General features: G+C 66.5%; 11 protein-coding genes and 1 pseudogene. 9 read left to right on the forward strand and 3 right to left on the reverse strand.

Going from position 1 to position 14,005, the window contains the following annotated elements; all coding sequences use genetic code 11:
• Window positions 1-84 precede the first annotated feature (84 nt).
• On the reverse strand, window positions 85-1,485 hold the full coding sequence (locus FPV16_RS09350; RefSeq protein ID WP_227437935.1) for a sensor histidine kinase: 1,401 nt from the start codon (window positions 1,483-1,485) through the stop codon (window positions 85-87).
• On the reverse strand, window positions 1,482-2,150 hold the full coding sequence (locus FPV16_RS09355) for a response regulator transcription factor (protein ID WP_227437936.1): 669 nt from the start codon (window positions 2,148-2,150) through the stop codon (window positions 1,482-1,484). Before FPV16_RS09355 ends, FPV16_RS09350 begins: the two co-directional genes overlap by 4 nt.
• A 163-nt stretch (window positions 2,151-2,313) precedes the next feature.
• Here FPV16_RS09355 and FPV16_RS09360 point away from each other — a divergent pair, with 163 nt between their 5' ends.
• The 9 genes and pseudogenes from FPV16_RS09360 (at window position 2,314) to FPV16_RS09405 (ending at window position 11,530) form a co-directional block, all read left to right on the forward strand.
• Window positions 2,314-2,970, forward strand: a complete 657-nt coding sequence (locus FPV16_RS09360) for a DNA-binding protein (protein ID WP_227437937.1) — start codon at window positions 2,314-2,316, stop codon at window positions 2,968-2,970.
• Between the two features lie 74 nt (window positions 2,971-3,044).
• The gene (locus tag FPV16_RS09365) at window positions 3,045-3,467 is read left to right on the forward strand and encodes a hypothetical protein (protein WP_227437938.1); all 423 of its coding nucleotides are present in this window, start codon (window positions 3,045-3,047) and stop codon (window positions 3,465-3,467) included.
• Between the two features lie 206 nt (window positions 3,468-3,673).
• Window positions 3,674-4,972 carry an MFS transporter gene (locus FPV16_RS09370; RefSeq protein ID WP_227437939.1) on the forward strand — a complete coding sequence of 433 codons (1,299 nt, stop codon included), beginning with the start codon at window positions 3,674-3,676 and terminating at the stop codon, window positions 4,970-4,972.
• A gap of 101 nt (window positions 4,973-5,073) precedes the next feature.
• Complete coding sequence (locus FPV16_RS09375; protein WP_227437940.1) at window positions 5,074-6,201, forward strand: metallophosphoesterase; 1,128 nt, start codon at window positions 5,074-5,076, stop codon at window positions 6,199-6,201.
• Between the two features lie 43 nt (window positions 6,202-6,244).
• The gene (locus FPV16_RS09380; RefSeq protein ID WP_227437941.1) at window positions 6,245-7,513 is read left to right on the forward strand and encodes an arsenic transporter; all 1,269 of its coding nucleotides are present in this window, start codon (window positions 6,245-6,247) and stop codon (window positions 7,511-7,513) included.
• A gap of 47 nt (window positions 7,514-7,560) precedes the next feature.
• Window positions 7,561-8,494, forward strand: a pseudogene (locus FPV16_RS26270) (DMT family transporter).
• Window positions 8,495-8,801: 307 nt separating this feature from the next.
• Window positions 8,802-9,032 carry a hypothetical protein gene (locus FPV16_RS09395; protein WP_027171025.1) on the forward strand — a complete coding sequence of 77 codons (231 nt, stop codon included), beginning with the start codon at window positions 8,802-8,804 and terminating at the stop codon, window positions 9,030-9,032.
• 29 nt (window positions 9,033-9,061) lie between these two features.
• Entirely contained in the window at window positions 9,062-9,316 is a 255-nt protein-coding gene (locus FPV16_RS09400) for a BrnA antitoxin family protein (RefSeq protein WP_207412983.1), read from the forward strand.
• Window positions 9,317-10,090: 774 nt separating this feature from the next.
• Window positions 10,091-11,530 (forward strand): TIGR03808 family TAT-translocated repetitive protein, encoded by a 1,440-nt coding sequence (locus FPV16_RS09405; RefSeq protein ID WP_227437943.1) that lies wholly within the window; start codon window positions 10,091-10,093, stop codon window positions 11,528-11,530.
• 31 nt (window positions 11,531-11,561) lie between these two features.
• On the opposite strand, the gene FPV16_RS09410 is transcribed toward FPV16_RS09405, so the two are convergent.
• Window positions 11,562-13,754, reverse strand: a complete 2,193-nt coding sequence (locus FPV16_RS09410; protein WP_227437944.1) for a transglycosylase domain-containing protein — start codon at window positions 13,752-13,754, stop codon at window positions 11,562-11,564.
• Between the last annotated feature and the right edge of the window lie 251 nt (window positions 13,755-14,005).

Raw genomic sequence — 14,005 nt, forward strand, 5'->3', positions numbered from 1 at the left:
CGCCCGCTCCGTCCCGATCAAGGTGCGCCGCCTGTCTAAAGAATTCGTGCGGTTAACGCTGCCATGTCGAGTCGGGCCGGCAAGTTAAGCCGGCAAGTCGAGCCGCGCGCGAAGACCATGGAAGCTTCCGCGGTCGAGGCGGAGCGAGCCGCCATAGAGTTCGGCCAGTTCCGTGGTGATCGACAAGCCAAATCCGTGGCCGGGCACGGTCTCGTCCAGGCGTTTGCCGCGTCCGAGAACTCCGGCGGCCGCATCCCCGTCGAGGCCCGGCCCGTCATCCTCCACGGTGACGGTGACGCCCCGTTCCGAGAGGGCGGCGGCGATCCGGACCCGCGCCCGGCACCAGCGGCAGGCATTGTCGATGAGGTTGCCGAGCATCTCGTCCACATCTTGGCCGTCGCAGGCCACCGCGATGCCGTCCGGCACCTCGACGGTGAAGGCGATGCCCTTCTCGGCGTAGAGCCGCGCGAAAGTGGAGCGGAGATCGGCCACGGGCGCCTCCAGCGCCGTCCTCTCGCGGGTGGCGCCGTCCAGTGCCGCCGTGCGGGCGCGGCGCAGATGGTGGCGGATCTGCCCGTCCATGCCCGAGACGAGGGTTGCCAGCCGGCCGTCGGGGTCGCGCTCCCCGTCCTGCAGCGCCATGGTCAGGGTCGCGAGCGGCGTCTTCAACCCGTGGGCGAGGTTGGCCACATGGGTGCGCGCCCGTTCGAGATTCGCCGCGTTTTCGCTTAGCAGCGCGTTCACCTCGCGCACCAAGGGGCGGATTTCCGCCGGCTGCTTCTCCGGCACCTGTGCGCGCTGGCCCGCGCGAACCTCGGCGAGGTCCCGGCGCAGGCGTTCCAACGGTCGGAGGCCGAGGCGCACCTGTACCACGAGGCCGGCGAGGAGGCAGAGGCCGAGCACGGCGAGGATCAGCGCCAGGGTGAGGCTGGCCTCGCGGACGGGGCCGTGCAGGGCCGCCATGGGCGCGGAGGCGACGATCGTCGCCGGGCCGGCTCCTCCTTCGTTCGGCAGGGCGAGGATGCGCAGGATCACCGGGTTGCCCCAGGGATCGACCCCGTCCGCCGGGCGGGGACGGTCGCGGTGGCGGCCCCCGTCATCCCGCCTGTCGTCTTCGGGAACGCTGAGGTCGCGGCCTTCCAGGGAGCCGGAGCGGAGGACCGCGTCGCCCTGCCGGACCTGCCAGGACCAGCCCGACCGGTCGCGGTCGAAGGGAGGCCCGTCGAGGTTGCGCCCAAGAGCGAGGCGGCCGTCGCGGCCCCGTTCGAGGCTCGCGGCGATAGCGACGATCTGGCTGTCGAGGCGGCTGTCGAGCTGGCCGCGCACGAAGCGGTGCAGGATGAAGCCGATGGCGACCCCCGCCACCACGAGGGCGACGGTGACGAGGACGACAGCAGCGAGGATCAGGCGCCGCTGCAGGGAGCCGCGATGCGCATGAGCCGGTCCGCGGGGAGTCGGTCCGTGGGGAGGATGTGGCGGGGTCATGGCGCCTCCCCCGGCACCAGTTGGTAGCCGTGGCCGCGCACGCCCTCGATCCGGGCCGGGGCGATCTTGCGGCGCAGGCGCGTGATGATGACCTCCACCGAGTTCGAATCGACCTCCGCGTCGCCGTCATAGACCCGCTCGATCAGCTGGCCACGGGGCACCACCCCGTCCTTGCGCAGGATCAGGCAGGAGAGCACCCGCCATTCGAGCCCGGTCAGCTTAAGCGGCAAGCCATCCCGCTCGAACGTACCGAGGCCGGCATCGTAGGTGAGAGGCCCGCAGACGATCCGGTTGGCCCCGTGCGCCGAGGCGCGGCGCACCAAAGCGCGCAGGCGGATGACGAGCTCCTCCACCCGGAACGGTTTGACGAGATAATCGTCCGCCCCCGCCTTGAAGCCCGCGACCTTGTCGCTCCAGCCATCCCGCGCGGTGAGGATCAGCACCGGCATGGTCCGCTCGGCGGCCCGCCAGGCCTGGAGCACCGAGACGCCGTCTCGCTTGGGCAGGCCGAGATCGAGCACCACGGCGTCGTAGGTCTCCGTCTCGCCAAGATGCTGGCCGTCCTCGCCGTTGACCGCGTGGTCGAGGGCGAAGTTCTCGGCGCGCAGGGCCTTGGCGATTTCGGCGGCGAGCGCCGCATCGTCCTCCACCAGAAGGAGCTTCATCGGAATCGGGATCCTTGGGGCGGAGGGGTGGCACGTGGAGCCCCGGCGCCTACGCGCCGCGCTTTAACCGGGGCTGAACCGCGCGGTTCAGATCGGGTTGGAGGGGCGAGCCTAGAACGGCGTCAACCCGAGAGGGGATACGCTTTTCCAGGACATCGACACCATGACGACCGAGAAGACCATCGACGGAACCGCCACCGAGATGCCGCGTCCCGCCGCCCCGCGCCGCTCGCGCCGCGGCTGGATCGTCGGCACCATTGCCGCTCCCCTGGCCTTCGGGGCCGTCGGCCTCTCTCTGGCGCAGACTTCCGGCGTGACCCTGACCCCCGTCGCGCCGGTCACCATCGCGCAGCTCTCTCCTTCGGCCGCCATTGCCGCCAAGGGTGACGTCGCCGAGATCTTCGGCAACAAGTTCATCCTGCAGGACGGGTCCGGCCGTGCCCTGGTCGAGACCGGCAAGCAGGGCGAGGGCGGAACCCTCTTCACCAAGGGCGAGGCGGTCACGGTGCAGGGCCGCTTCGAGAACGGCTTCCTCCACGCCACCCTCCTCACCCGGGCCGATGGCAAGACGGTGGTGCTCGGTCCGGCGCGCGGTCCGAAGCCGGGAGGCCTTGACTGGGCGAAGGACAAGGTCGGCCTTGGCCCCGCCATTGATGCGCCGGCCCTGACCGCGAAGGTCGAGGCGGCCGGTTACTCCGACATCCGCGTCACTGGACGCGGACCGCGCCATCTCGACATGGCGGCCAAGGGCCAGGACGGGCGCGAGCGCCTGCTCCATGTCGGGTTCGACGGCGACATCCGCGAGAAGCGCAGCTTCTGACGATGACGATTCCCTCCCTCGGACCTCCGGGGGAGGGGAATGACCGGCCTTCTCACTCATCGGGATCAACGACAATGCCAAAGACCGCGACCGCTACCGGAATCGTCTGGGCCGTGTTCGGCCATCGCCTCGCGCTGGAGGGGAACGGCACGAGGAGCCTTGCCGATCTCGGTCCGAAAATCGCGACGGAAGAGATGCCCACGGTCGGAGAGACCGTCACCGTCGAGGGCGAACTGACACTCTGCGAGATCAAGGTGTCCCGCCTCGTCCTCGCCGACGGTACGGTCCGTATCATCGCGCGGCCGGAGAAGGGGCACGGCAAGGGCGATCCGGATGCGGCGGCGCGCCTCGTCCGGGATGCCGGCTACCGCGTCGAAGGACCGCCGATCCGCAAGCCCAGGCATTTCGAGATTCGCGGCATCCGCGACGGAGCCACCTTCGAAGTCCATGTCCATGACGACGGTGGGATCCGGAAAGAGAAGCGGATCGCAGCCTAGAGGATTAGTATTCCACATACGGAATACACTGCTGATCTTGTCGGCCGTGCCCGGGCTTCGATGCTCACGCAGAATTTAATCCCCGCCGAGGAACCTTCATTTCGGGCCGGGGTTTGCCGCTCCGATCGACCCGAGGCCCTGGCTCGTCGAGCCAGTGAAACGCGCCGATCGGTCCCCTTCATGACATGCTTCGAAAGATCGATCGGATGACGAGCGTCGCCGCCGCCGGCCAGGATCGGAGTCGTGCCCCGTCGCAGCGGACGCTGCGCGGGCTCGACGCCCTCAACTTCTTCCTCGCCGACGTCCGCGACGGGCTCGGCCCCTACCTCGCCATCTACCTCATCGCCGTACGCGGTCCCGACCAGGGCTGGAACGAGGCGACGACGGGGATGATCATGACGATTGCCGGCATTGCCGGGCTGATCGCGCAGACGCCGGCCGGGGCCCTGATCGACCGGACCAACCACAAGCGCGCCATCGTCATTGCCGGGGCGCTGGCGGTCACCGCGAGCTGCCTGCTCTTGCCCTTCGTCACCAATTTCTACCTGGTGGCCGCGACCCAGTCCGTCGCCGGCATCGCCGGGGCGGTGTTCCCGCCGGCGCTCGCCGCGATCACCCTCGGCGTGGTCGGGCCGAAGATGTTCTCCAAGCGCATCGGCCGCAACGAAGGCTTCAACCATGCGGGCAACGCCGTCTCGGCGGCCATCGCCGGGTCGACGGCCTATTTCTTCGGACCCATCGTGGTGTTCTGGCTGATGGCCGTCCTGGCGGTGCTGAGCGTCGGGGCCATGCTGATGGTGCCGGCCAAGGATATCGACGACGACCTCGCCCGCGGTCTCGACGAGACGGCGGGGGAGGGCGGCGAACAGGCCTCCGGGATCAAGGCCCTGCTGCAGAACCGCACCCTGATGCTGTTCGCCCTGCTGGCCGCGATCTTCCACCTCTCCAATGCGGCGATGCTCACGTCGGTGGGCCAGTTGCTAACTAAGCTGTCCGGCAAGGAGAGCGCGACCTCCCTCATCTCGGTCTGCATCGTGGCCGCGCAGTTCGTCATGGTGCCGGTGGCGGTCTTTGTCGGCGCCAAGGCCGATGCGATCGGGCGCAAGCCGATCTTCCTCGTGGCCTTCGGCGTGCTCGCCATCCGGGGCGTGCTCTACACCTTCTCGGACAACCCCTTCTACCTCGTCGCCGTGCAACTCCTCGACGGGATCGGCGCCGGAATCTACGGCGCGCTCTTCCCCATCGTCGTCGCCGATCTCACCCGTGGCACCGGACGGTTCAACGTCTCGCAGGGGGCGGTTGCGACGACGCAGGGGCTCGGTGCTTCGTTCTCGGCGACCCTGGCCGGTCTCATCATCGTGTCGGCGGGCTATTCGACGGCGTTCCTGGTTCTCGCCGGGATCGCGGCGGCGGGGTTCGTCCTCTACCTCGTGGCCATGCCGGAAACCTACGGGTTCGAGCCACCGAAAACGGCCTCGAAGCCGATGGCCCCCGCCATCGCCTGACGAAGCCTCCGTACAGCACCCTGAAACATCCGGTTCCTTCCGACGCCCCGCCGGCACTAGGCAGGGCGGCCCTGGAGACCTGCCATGACACGTGCCAAGCCATGACACACGCCACGAGCGGACGGGACGACATCCTCGCCTTCGCCCATATCGGTGACCTGCACCTCACCGAGGCGCACCTCGACAACGCCCGCGATTTCCTCGCCATCGTCGCGCAACTCGGCGCGGTCGAGGGTCTCGATTTCGCCTACCTGCCCGGCGACAACGCCGAGAACGGCCTGCCCGAGCAATATGCCCTCGTCCGCCAGGGCCTGGCCGGCCTTTCGCTTCCCGTCCATGTCGTCACGGGAGACCACGACATGGAGGGTGGCAGCCTCGACGCGTTCCATGCCGGCCTCGGCGCACCGCGACTTCCCTACGCCACCGACATCTCCGGAATCCGCTGTCTCTTCCTCGATATGTGTGGGCCGGGAACCGGTGGTCCGGATTTCCGCCTGGGCGACGCACAGCTCGCCTGGCTCGAAGGCGAAATCCAGTCGGCCGAGCGCGACGGCCTCGACTGCGCGCTGTTCATGCACAGCTACCCCGCCGACCTGAAAGGCGACGGCGAGGCCGCCCGCGTCGCCCATCTCGTCTCGCGGTCACGTGTGCGCCTCGTGGAGATGGGCCACACCCATTACAACGAACTCGCCAATGACGGTCGCACCATCTTCGCGGCCACGCGCTCCACCGGGCAGATCGAGGAGGGGCCGGTCGGCTATGCCATCGCCGCCATCGATGGCGGCGTCGTCAGCTGGCGCTTCAAGGAGCTGGCCGAGCCCTGGCCCTTCGTTCTCGTCACCGCCCCCGCCGATCGGCGCCTCGCCCATGACGACGGCCACCGCGTGCGCGACAGGGTGGAGGTGCGGGCGATCGTCCTCGGTGCCTCTCCCGTCACCGCCTGCGAGGTCAGCGTCGATGGCGGGCCGTGGCAGGCGATGACCCGCGCCGACGGCGACCGGCGCTACCGCGCGTCGATCCCCTGGGACGCGGCGGCGCGCCGCCTCACCGTGCGGGCCTCGGATGCGGCCGGAGGTACGGGGCAGGACGTGGTGGAGCCGGCCACCGACCGGTCCCGCCTGCCGGTCTCGAAGGGGACCGGCAGCGACGCGGATTCCGTCGGCGCCTGGCCCGAGAAGGGCCTCCTCGGTACGCAGCTCGGACCCAACCGAAACGGCCGGCACTGGTAGCCGTCGCGTCGCTTCTCCGCCCCTGACAGGATTTCGTCCTCCCATGTTCGCACTCCCCGTGACGCCGCATCTGGCGACCTGGATCATCGCCGGACTGGCCACAATCGGGGTCATCACCCGGCCTTTCGCCTGGCCGGAGGCGGTCTGGGCCGTGCTCGGCGCCGGGGCGCTGCTGGTGCTGGGCCTGATTTCGCCGGAGGCGGCCTGGGACGGCGTGCGCAAGGGGACGGATGTCTACCTGTTCCTCGTCGGCATGATGCTGCTTGCCGAGATCGCCAGGAAGGAGGGTCTGTTCGACTGGCTCGCCGGCATCGCCGTGCGCCAGGCGAAGGGGTCGGCGACGCGCCTGTTCCTGCTGGTCTATCTCGTCGGCACCGTGGTCACGGTGTTCCTCTCCAACGATGCCTGCGCCGTGGTGCTGACGCCGGCGGTCTATGCCGCGGCCAAGGCGGCGGAGGCCGAGCCGCTGCCCTACCTCTTCATCTGCGCCTTCATCGCCAACGCGGCGAGCTTCGTGCTGCCGATCTCGAATCCGGCCAACCTCGTCGTCTATGCCGCCCACATGCCGCCGCTCACCGAATGGCTCGCGCGGTTCGCGCTGCCCTCGGTCCTGGCCATCGTCGCCACCTACATCGTCCTGCGCCTGACCCAGAACTCCGTCCTGCGCCAGCAATTGCTCGCCAGAGACGTCGAGGCGACGCCGCTCTCGGGCACCGGTAAGGTCGCCGGTCTCGGCATCGTCGCCACCGCCGGGGCCCTCATCACCGCCTCGGCCTATGATCTCGAACTCGGCCTGCCGACCTTCATCGCGGGCCTCGCCACCACGCTCCTCGTCCTCGCGATCAAGCGCGGCGGTGCGGTGGAGGTGGTCAAGGACGTGTCCTGGGGCGTTCTGCCCCTGGTGGCCGGCCTGTTCGTGCTGGTGGAGGCCCTGGAGAAGACCGGTGTCCTGACCCTGCTCGCCGATCACCTCAAGCGGGCGGCGCAAGCCTCGCCCGATGCCGCGGCCTGGGGCGGCGGAACCCTGGTGGCGGTGGCCTCCAACCTCGTCAACAACCTGCCGGCCGGCCTGATCGCGGGGGCGGCCGTGCAGCAGGCCGATGTCTCCGAAAAGGTCGCCGGGGCGATCCTCATCGGCATCGATCTCGGCCCCAACCTGTCGGTGACCGGATCCCTCGCCACCATCCTGTGGCTCACCGCCATCCGCCGCGAAGGCGAGGATGTCGGCTTCTGGCGCTTCCTCAAGCTCGGCCTGCTGGTGATGCCGCCGGCCCTGATCCTCGCCCTGGCCGGCCTGCTCCTTCCGCCCTGATCCCTTTCCATCCTGACTCCCACCGCCATTCCGAGGACGAACCCGACATGAACGCGGCCCTGCTCTATCCCTTCATCCTGGTCGCCGGCGCGCTCCAGGCGGCGGGCAATTCCATGAACGCGCGTCTGCGCGTGGCCCTCGTCAATCCGTGGCTCGCGGCCTCCGTCTCGTTCTCGCTCATCGTCTTCGTCTTCGTCACGCTGTTCGTGGTGATGCCGACGCCGCTGCCCAGCCTGGAACAGCTTGGCAGCATGCCGTGGTGGGCGCCGTTGGGCGGGCTCGCCGGAGCGGTGGCGGTGTTCGGCGGCCTCGCCTTTGTCGATAAGGTCGGGGCCGGGCCGTTCAACGGGCTGCTCATCACCGCCAACATCCTGACGTCGTTGGCCATCGATCATTTCGGCTGGCTCGGCATGCAGGCGAACTCGCAGGGGCTGCTGCACCTCCTCGGCGGCGGCCTGATGGTGGCCGGCATCGTCTTGATCGCCCGGTTCTGAACCTGGCCGGCCCACCGCATCGACGAGAGATCCCACGCTCATGACCGGTCCCCTGTTCTATCCCTTCATCCTCGTCGCCGGCGCCCTGCAGGCGATCGGCGTCACCATGAATGCGGCGCTTCGCGGCGCGCTCGTTAATCCGTGGCTCGCGGCGGCGGTCTCGTTCCTGCCCATCGTCTTCGTCTTCGTCGCGATGCTGGCGATCCGTCCGGTCCCGCTCCCGACCCGCGACGATCTCGCAGGCATGCCGTGGTGGGCGCCTCTCGGCGGCATCGCCGGGGCGGTGGCGGTGTTCGGCGGCCTGCTCTTCGTCGACAAGGTGGGGGCCGGCGCCTTCAACGGGATGCTCATCACCGCCAATCTGCTGACGTCGCTGGCCATCGATCATTTCGGTTGGCTCGGGATGCCGAAGCACCGCGCCGGCAAGGCACGGATCGCGGGTGCCGGGCTGATGGTGGCCGGAATCGTCCTCATCGCGGCGTTTTGACGGGAACATCCACCGGGATTTGCCCGCACAATCACCGCGAGTCCTTGCCAGGGTTCGCTTTTTGGTCCCCGGACGTGCTATGTCCCGGCGATCCCGCCCGAAGCCGGTCCCGTGCGAAGGGTGTGTGGATCACCCTTCCTCGCCGCCGATCGCGGATTTTCAGGTCCGCCGGCACTCGTCTCGATCGTTGACATTAGGCGCCGCGCGAGCGGGCACGGGCGGTTCATCCGCCGCTGCCGCGTCCGCCAGGGCGAATGATGCGATCGATGCGTGGGCGGCGGGACGAGGGGAGCCAGGAAGGACGACGATGAGCGACGAAACCGACGCCAGGACCCGGTCCGAAGAGCGCGCCGAGCGCGCCGAGCGGATGGCCAAGGAAGGCGCGCAGGCGATGGCGGAGCATTTGCAATCGGTCAAGGAGATCGACGAGCGCACCGTGAAGCTGCGCGCCCTTCGCCTCGCCAAGGAAGCCGCCGATGCCGCGGAGAAGGCTGCCGCTCCCGCGCCGGCCCCCAAACGCAAGCGCTCCGCGAGCTGAGCCAGACAGCCTTACCAGGAAACCGACCCATGGCATTCGATCGGACCCGTCGCGCCAGCGACCCCCGCCAGGCGGCGGAAGCCGCCTTCAAGGCCGCCACCACCAAGGCGCCCGACGCCCCCAAACCCGCCGAACGCGCTCCCGCCGCGCCGCTCAGCCCGCCCGGCGCCCGCGAAATGGTGTCCCTGCGCCTCGACCGCGCCGTGCTGGAGCATTTCCAGAAGGACGGCCCCGGCTGGCAGGACCGGATCAACGCGGCGCTGAAGGGCATCGCCGGGATTTGATCTGGCATTCTCTTCATCATTGCGGGAGGTCGGAATCGTGCGGCCTCCGAGTGATGCCCGTGCCCGGTATCCAACGTCACCGACCGGATTTCGGATGAGTCGCGCCGCGGTCGACCTAAGGTCACGTCTGTGGTCGTTCGACGTGGGATGAGGCGTGCAGACCTCGTGCGAGGACGGAGATCCGCGGCGCGTATGACCGTCATCGCGAGATCGAACGCCACAGCACGCTGATGCGCGAAGACAAATAGGAAGATAATCTTTCTATGATGCAGGCGAGCGGGATTGGTCATCCTTGGACGTCCTGCGTGAGCTGGTAAGATAGATCGTCTGTACGAGCTCTCGATCGGCGGGGCCTGCGGGAGCCGTAGGCATGCGAGAGATCGTTGTTCAACCAAGCGGCCGCGGTGACCGACCCCGGGAAACGAGCGGTTGCTGTACGGGACGCCGGGGATGCCGAACACGCGTATAGGATAAGCGTTGTCAGCAACGATCTCCGAAAATGCCTCTTTCCAAGAAGGCGGTGCCCTGGCGAGCCGGGCGTGCATTGGCCTTCCGTCCGGGTCGGCACAGGGGAGGGCCCGCGGGGCAACAAGTGCCCGCAATATTCCCGGTAGAGTGAAACGTCCCCCCTTATCCGAGAGCGATACAAGCATGGGGCCGCACGAGGCACGGCATGTGTCCTCGAATTTTCGTGACTTTTGTCCTAAAACAATCTATATTCCTACTTCCTGATCGAAGATCGGGAGACCGTGGATCATAGCAGGGCTCAGCTCAATGCCGAAGATCGAAATCCAAAACGATTTGATCGTATATTCGACGGCTGCAGGCACCGACACTCTGCAGGCAGCAATCAATCAAGCAATTGCCTCCCAAAAACCTCTCTATATAGGGCCTGGTTCATACAGTGTCACAAGTCTGAGGATCGACGATAAGATCAAAATTTTCGCTATGAAAGGCTCCGTGACAATCAACTCGTCGGGCGCAAACTGCTTCTATATTACCGTTCAGTCAGGAGTTTCGGGCGCCCGGATTTCCGATGTTACCATCGAAGGTCTTGTTCTCGACGGGGAGAACAAGCCTTTTGCGACTGGTATTGCGCGGCCAGGTCTTATCCGATGTGTCAACGCTGACAGGCTGATGATCAAGGACTGCTTTATCAGCCGTTCGGACAGGGCCGGCGTGGATCTTATCCAATCGGCTGGGACGATCAGTGGCAATGAGTTCTACGGCTGTAGGACTTCAATATATTCCAATAAATCGCTGGGCCTTGATATTTCGGAAAACTATATCCGAGATAGTAAGGATAATGGAATTGTAATTTGGCGGGCTGATCAAGCTTTCGATGGAACTAGCATCGGTGGAAATCGTATTTACGGTGTTCAGAATGATACGGGTGGATCTGGTGAGTTCGGCAACGGCGTTTTTGTGTATCAAAGCAATAGCGTCACGTCCTTCAGCAACGTCATTTCGGGATGTAATTATTCGGCTCTGCGTTACAGTCAAAGTTCAAATGCCATAATTTCAAGTAATCAGATCAGCTCAACGAGAGAAACTGCTATCTTTGTCGAGGCTCCTGATGATAATGCGGCTCCTTACGAGGGCATAGTTGTCTCGAGTAACGCTATTTTTGATGCTGGCGACGGTATCAAAATCGTCAATCCAAACCTCGGAAGTCGTCGATCAACAATTTCTTCCAACGTTCTCAAAAACATTAGCCAGAAGACATTTGTCCAATGGGCGTCGCCCTCTAGGGATCCCGCAACACAATACACAGTGACAACGCCGGGCAATGGCATAACTGTGAGTAGCGATGCCGTCGTACATGCAAACACGATCGAAAGTTGCGGGTTTGCAGGAATTGCTTTGACTATCGCTGGAACCTACAACGCGACGACCGGTGTCGGAAGGGATCAAAATACAATTGCGGTGCTGGTAAATGACAACATCGTAAAAAACTGCCCCGTGGGAGTCGGGTATTCCGACGATGATCCGAGAGGATATGCTGAAGTCAGTGAAAATATGATCGTTGGTGCGAGTAACGCTGCAATTACCAGAGTAAGCGTCACTAATTTGCCGAATGTTCCTAATAATCCCAACAATGGTTTTGGCCCCCTGGTCCGCCGGCCTGGCGCGCCGGATGTCGGCGGGAACGCCGATCCGATCACGACCCGTTTCTCGTTCTTCAGAAACAAGGTCATTCCCAAGACGGTTTGATAGACGAATGGGGGAGTAGGCGATCCAGCGCCTATTCCCCTACCCCGAACAGCTTTTCCAGGAAATTCCGGTCGTCCTGGCTCGGCCCGCGGGCGCGCTGGTTGGCGGCGACGCGGGGCGGCGGGGCTGCGGATTGCGGCTCGCCGAGGAGGGCGCCGATCAGGCCCCCCGGTGCGGTGCCGGTGGTGGCGGGAACCTCCGCCGGGGCGCGGTTGCGCCAATGGTTCGCGCCGGGCAGCATCGTCGGAGTCTGGCCCTTGAGGGCCACGGTCATGTAGGTCTTCCAGATCTCGCCGGGCAGGTTGCCGCCGGAGACCTTCTTGGTGGATTCCCCGTCGTCGTTGCCGAGCCAGACGCCGGTGACGAGGGTCGCCGAGTAGCCGATGAACCAAGCATCGCGGAAATCCTGGCTGGTGCCGGTCTTGCCGGCGAGGTCCCAGCCCGGAACCTCGGCCTTCTTCGCGGTGCCTGAGACGAAGGTCTCGTGCATCATCGCGTTCATCATCGAATCCGTCTCGGCGCTCATCACCCGTCCGAGATTGGTGTCCTTGCGCTGGTAGAGCGCCTTGCCCGTCGTGCTCTTCACGTTGGCGATGACATAGGGGTTCACCCCCGTGCCGCCATTGGCGAAGGCAGCGTAGGCGCCCACCATCTCCAGCGGTGTCACTTCCGAGGTGCCGAGCGCCAGGGAGCCGTTGGCCTGCAGCGGCGACGAGATGCCGAGGCGCTGGGCCGCCTGGACCACCGCCTTCGGGCCGACTTCCTGGCCGAGGCGCACGGCCACCGTGTTGAGCGAGAGCGCCAGCGCCTCGCGCAACGGGACCGGCCCGCGATAGTCGCGCGAGTAGTTCTCCGGGTTCCAGCCCTTGATGCTGATCGGCGCGTCGTCGCGCACGGTGTCCGGGGTCAGGCCGCGCTCCACGGCGGCGAGGTAGACGAAGGGCTTGAACGAGGAGCCCGGCTGGCGCTTGGCGGTGGTGGCCCGGTTGAACTGGCTCTGGGCGTAGTCGCGCCCGCCGATGAGCGCCCGGATCGCCCCGTCCGGCCGCATCGAGACCACGGCCCCCTGGGCGACGTTGTAGCGCGCGCCCTTCTGGTTCAGCTCGTCCACCAGCGCCTTCTCGGCCGCGCCCTGGAGGCGGGTATCGACGGTGGTGGTGACGACGATGTCGGCGTCGAATTTCGGCAGGAAGTCGTCGAGGACGTCCATGACGAGATCGGCCACGTAATTGGCCGAACCGCCGCCGCGGCTGCTCGCCGGCCGTGCAGGCGTCGCGAGTGCGAGCTTCACGTCGGCGGGCTTGGCGAAACCGAGTTCCTCCATCGCCGCGAGGACCTGGGCCGCCCGCGCCTGGGCAGCGGGCAGGTTGCGGTTGGGGGCGAGACGCGAGGGCGCCTGGACGAGGCCGCCGAGCATGGCGGCTTCGGCCAGCGTCACCGCCTTGGCGGGCTTGCCGAAATAGCGCTGGGCGGCGGCCTCGATGCCATAGGCGCCGGCGCCGAAATAGACCCGGTTCAGGTAGAGTTCGAGGATCTCGTCCTTGGTGTAGCGGTGCTCCAGCCACAGGGCGAGGATCGCCTCCTGGATTTTTCGCGATGCGGAGCGCTCGGGCGTCAGGAACAGGTTCTTGGCGAGCTGCTGCGTCAGGGTCGATCCGCCCTGCGAGACGCCGCGGCGGGTGATGTTCTGGGCGACGGCGCGGGCGATGCCTACCGGGTCGACGCCGAAATGGCTGTAGAAGCGCCGGTCCTCGATCGCCACGAAGGCACGCGGCAGATAGGGCGGCAACTCGCCGATGCTCACCACCCGTCCGCCGGTCTCGCCGCGATTGGCCAGAAGCGAGCCGTCGCTGGCGAGGATGGCGATGTTGGGCGGACGCTTCGGGACGGCGAGCTGGTCGATCGGCGGCAGCTGCGAGGCATGGTAGGCCACCAGCCCCGCGACGGCGATGACGCCCCACAGGCCGAGTACGAGGGTGCCGTAGAAGAGACCGCCCAGGAACGAGCGCCGGCGCGGCTTGCGGGCCGCCGCCTTGGCCCGCGCCGGGGCGCGCCGGGGGCCATCGTCCTGGCCGTTGCTGCTCGTCGCGCGTCTGCCCACACCGCCTCCGGCGCGATCGTCGCCGTTGAGCCGCAGGTTGAGGTCGCCGCGACCACCGATGCGCCCTTCGGGCACGTCGAAGTTCGGCTCCTCCCGCCCGCGTCCCTTGCGTCCGTTCGCCATGCGTTTCGTCTGAACCTGTGAGCGTCCCGCGATCCGGGAGGCTCAGGTACCGCACGGTAAATACGGCGGGTTTAAGGGTTCCTAACCCGCTTCTTTTTAAGGTTCTGACGGACCAACGGAATGTTAACCCGTGGGCCGGGTATCCGGCCAAGCGATATTCATGCGCCCCGCGCCACATGAAGACGATAAGGCGAGGGAGTGCTCTTGGAAACGATCGGTTTCCATCGTTTCTATTTCATCGCGGTCAGCGA

The sequence above is a fragment of the Methylobacterium sp. W2 genome (assembly GCF_020662345.1).
Classification (GTDB): Bacteria; Pseudomonadota; Alphaproteobacteria; order Rhizobiales; family Beijerinckiaceae; genus Methylobacterium.

What these genes read in the sequence shown, in the direction of transcription:
- FPV16_RS09350 (WP_227437935.1), bottom strand. Translation starts at nt 1,485, where the DNA reads ATGACCCCGCCACATCCTCCCCACGGACCGACTCCCCGCGGACCGGCT.
- FPV16_RS09355 (WP_227437936.1), bottom strand. Translation starts at nt 2,150, where the DNA reads ATGAAGCTCCTTCTGGTGGAGGACGATGCGGCGCTCGCCGCCGAAATC.
- FPV16_RS09360 (WP_227437937.1), top strand. Translation starts at nt 2,314, where the DNA reads ATGACGACCGAGAAGACCATCGACGGAACCGCCACCGAGATGCCGCGT.
- FPV16_RS09365 (WP_227437938.1), top strand. Translation starts at nt 3,045, where the DNA reads ATGCCAAAGACCGCGACCGCTACCGGAATCGTCTGGGCCGTGTTCGGC.
- FPV16_RS09370 (WP_227437939.1), top strand. Translation starts at nt 3,674, where the DNA reads ATGACGAGCGTCGCCGCCGCCGGCCAGGATCGGAGTCGTGCCCCGTCG.
- FPV16_RS09375 (WP_227437940.1), top strand. Translation starts at nt 5,074, where the DNA reads ATGACACACGCCACGAGCGGACGGGACGACATCCTCGCCTTCGCCCAT.
- FPV16_RS09380 (WP_227437941.1), top strand. Translation starts at nt 6,245, where the DNA reads ATGTTCGCACTCCCCGTGACGCCGCATCTGGCGACCTGGATCATCGCC.
- FPV16_RS09395 (WP_027171025.1), top strand. Translation starts at nt 8,802, where the DNA reads ATGAGCGACGAAACCGACGCCAGGACCCGGTCCGAAGAGCGCGCCGAG.
- FPV16_RS09400 (WP_207412983.1), top strand. Translation starts at nt 9,062, where the DNA reads ATGGCATTCGATCGGACCCGTCGCGCCAGCGACCCCCGCCAGGCGGCG.
- FPV16_RS09405 (WP_227437943.1), top strand. Translation starts at nt 10,091, where the DNA reads ATGCCGAAGATCGAAATCCAAAACGATTTGATCGTATATTCGACGGCT.
- FPV16_RS09410 (WP_227437944.1), bottom strand. Translation starts at nt 13,754, where the DNA reads ATGGCGAACGGACGCAAGGGACGCGGGCGGGAGGAGCCGAACTTCGAC.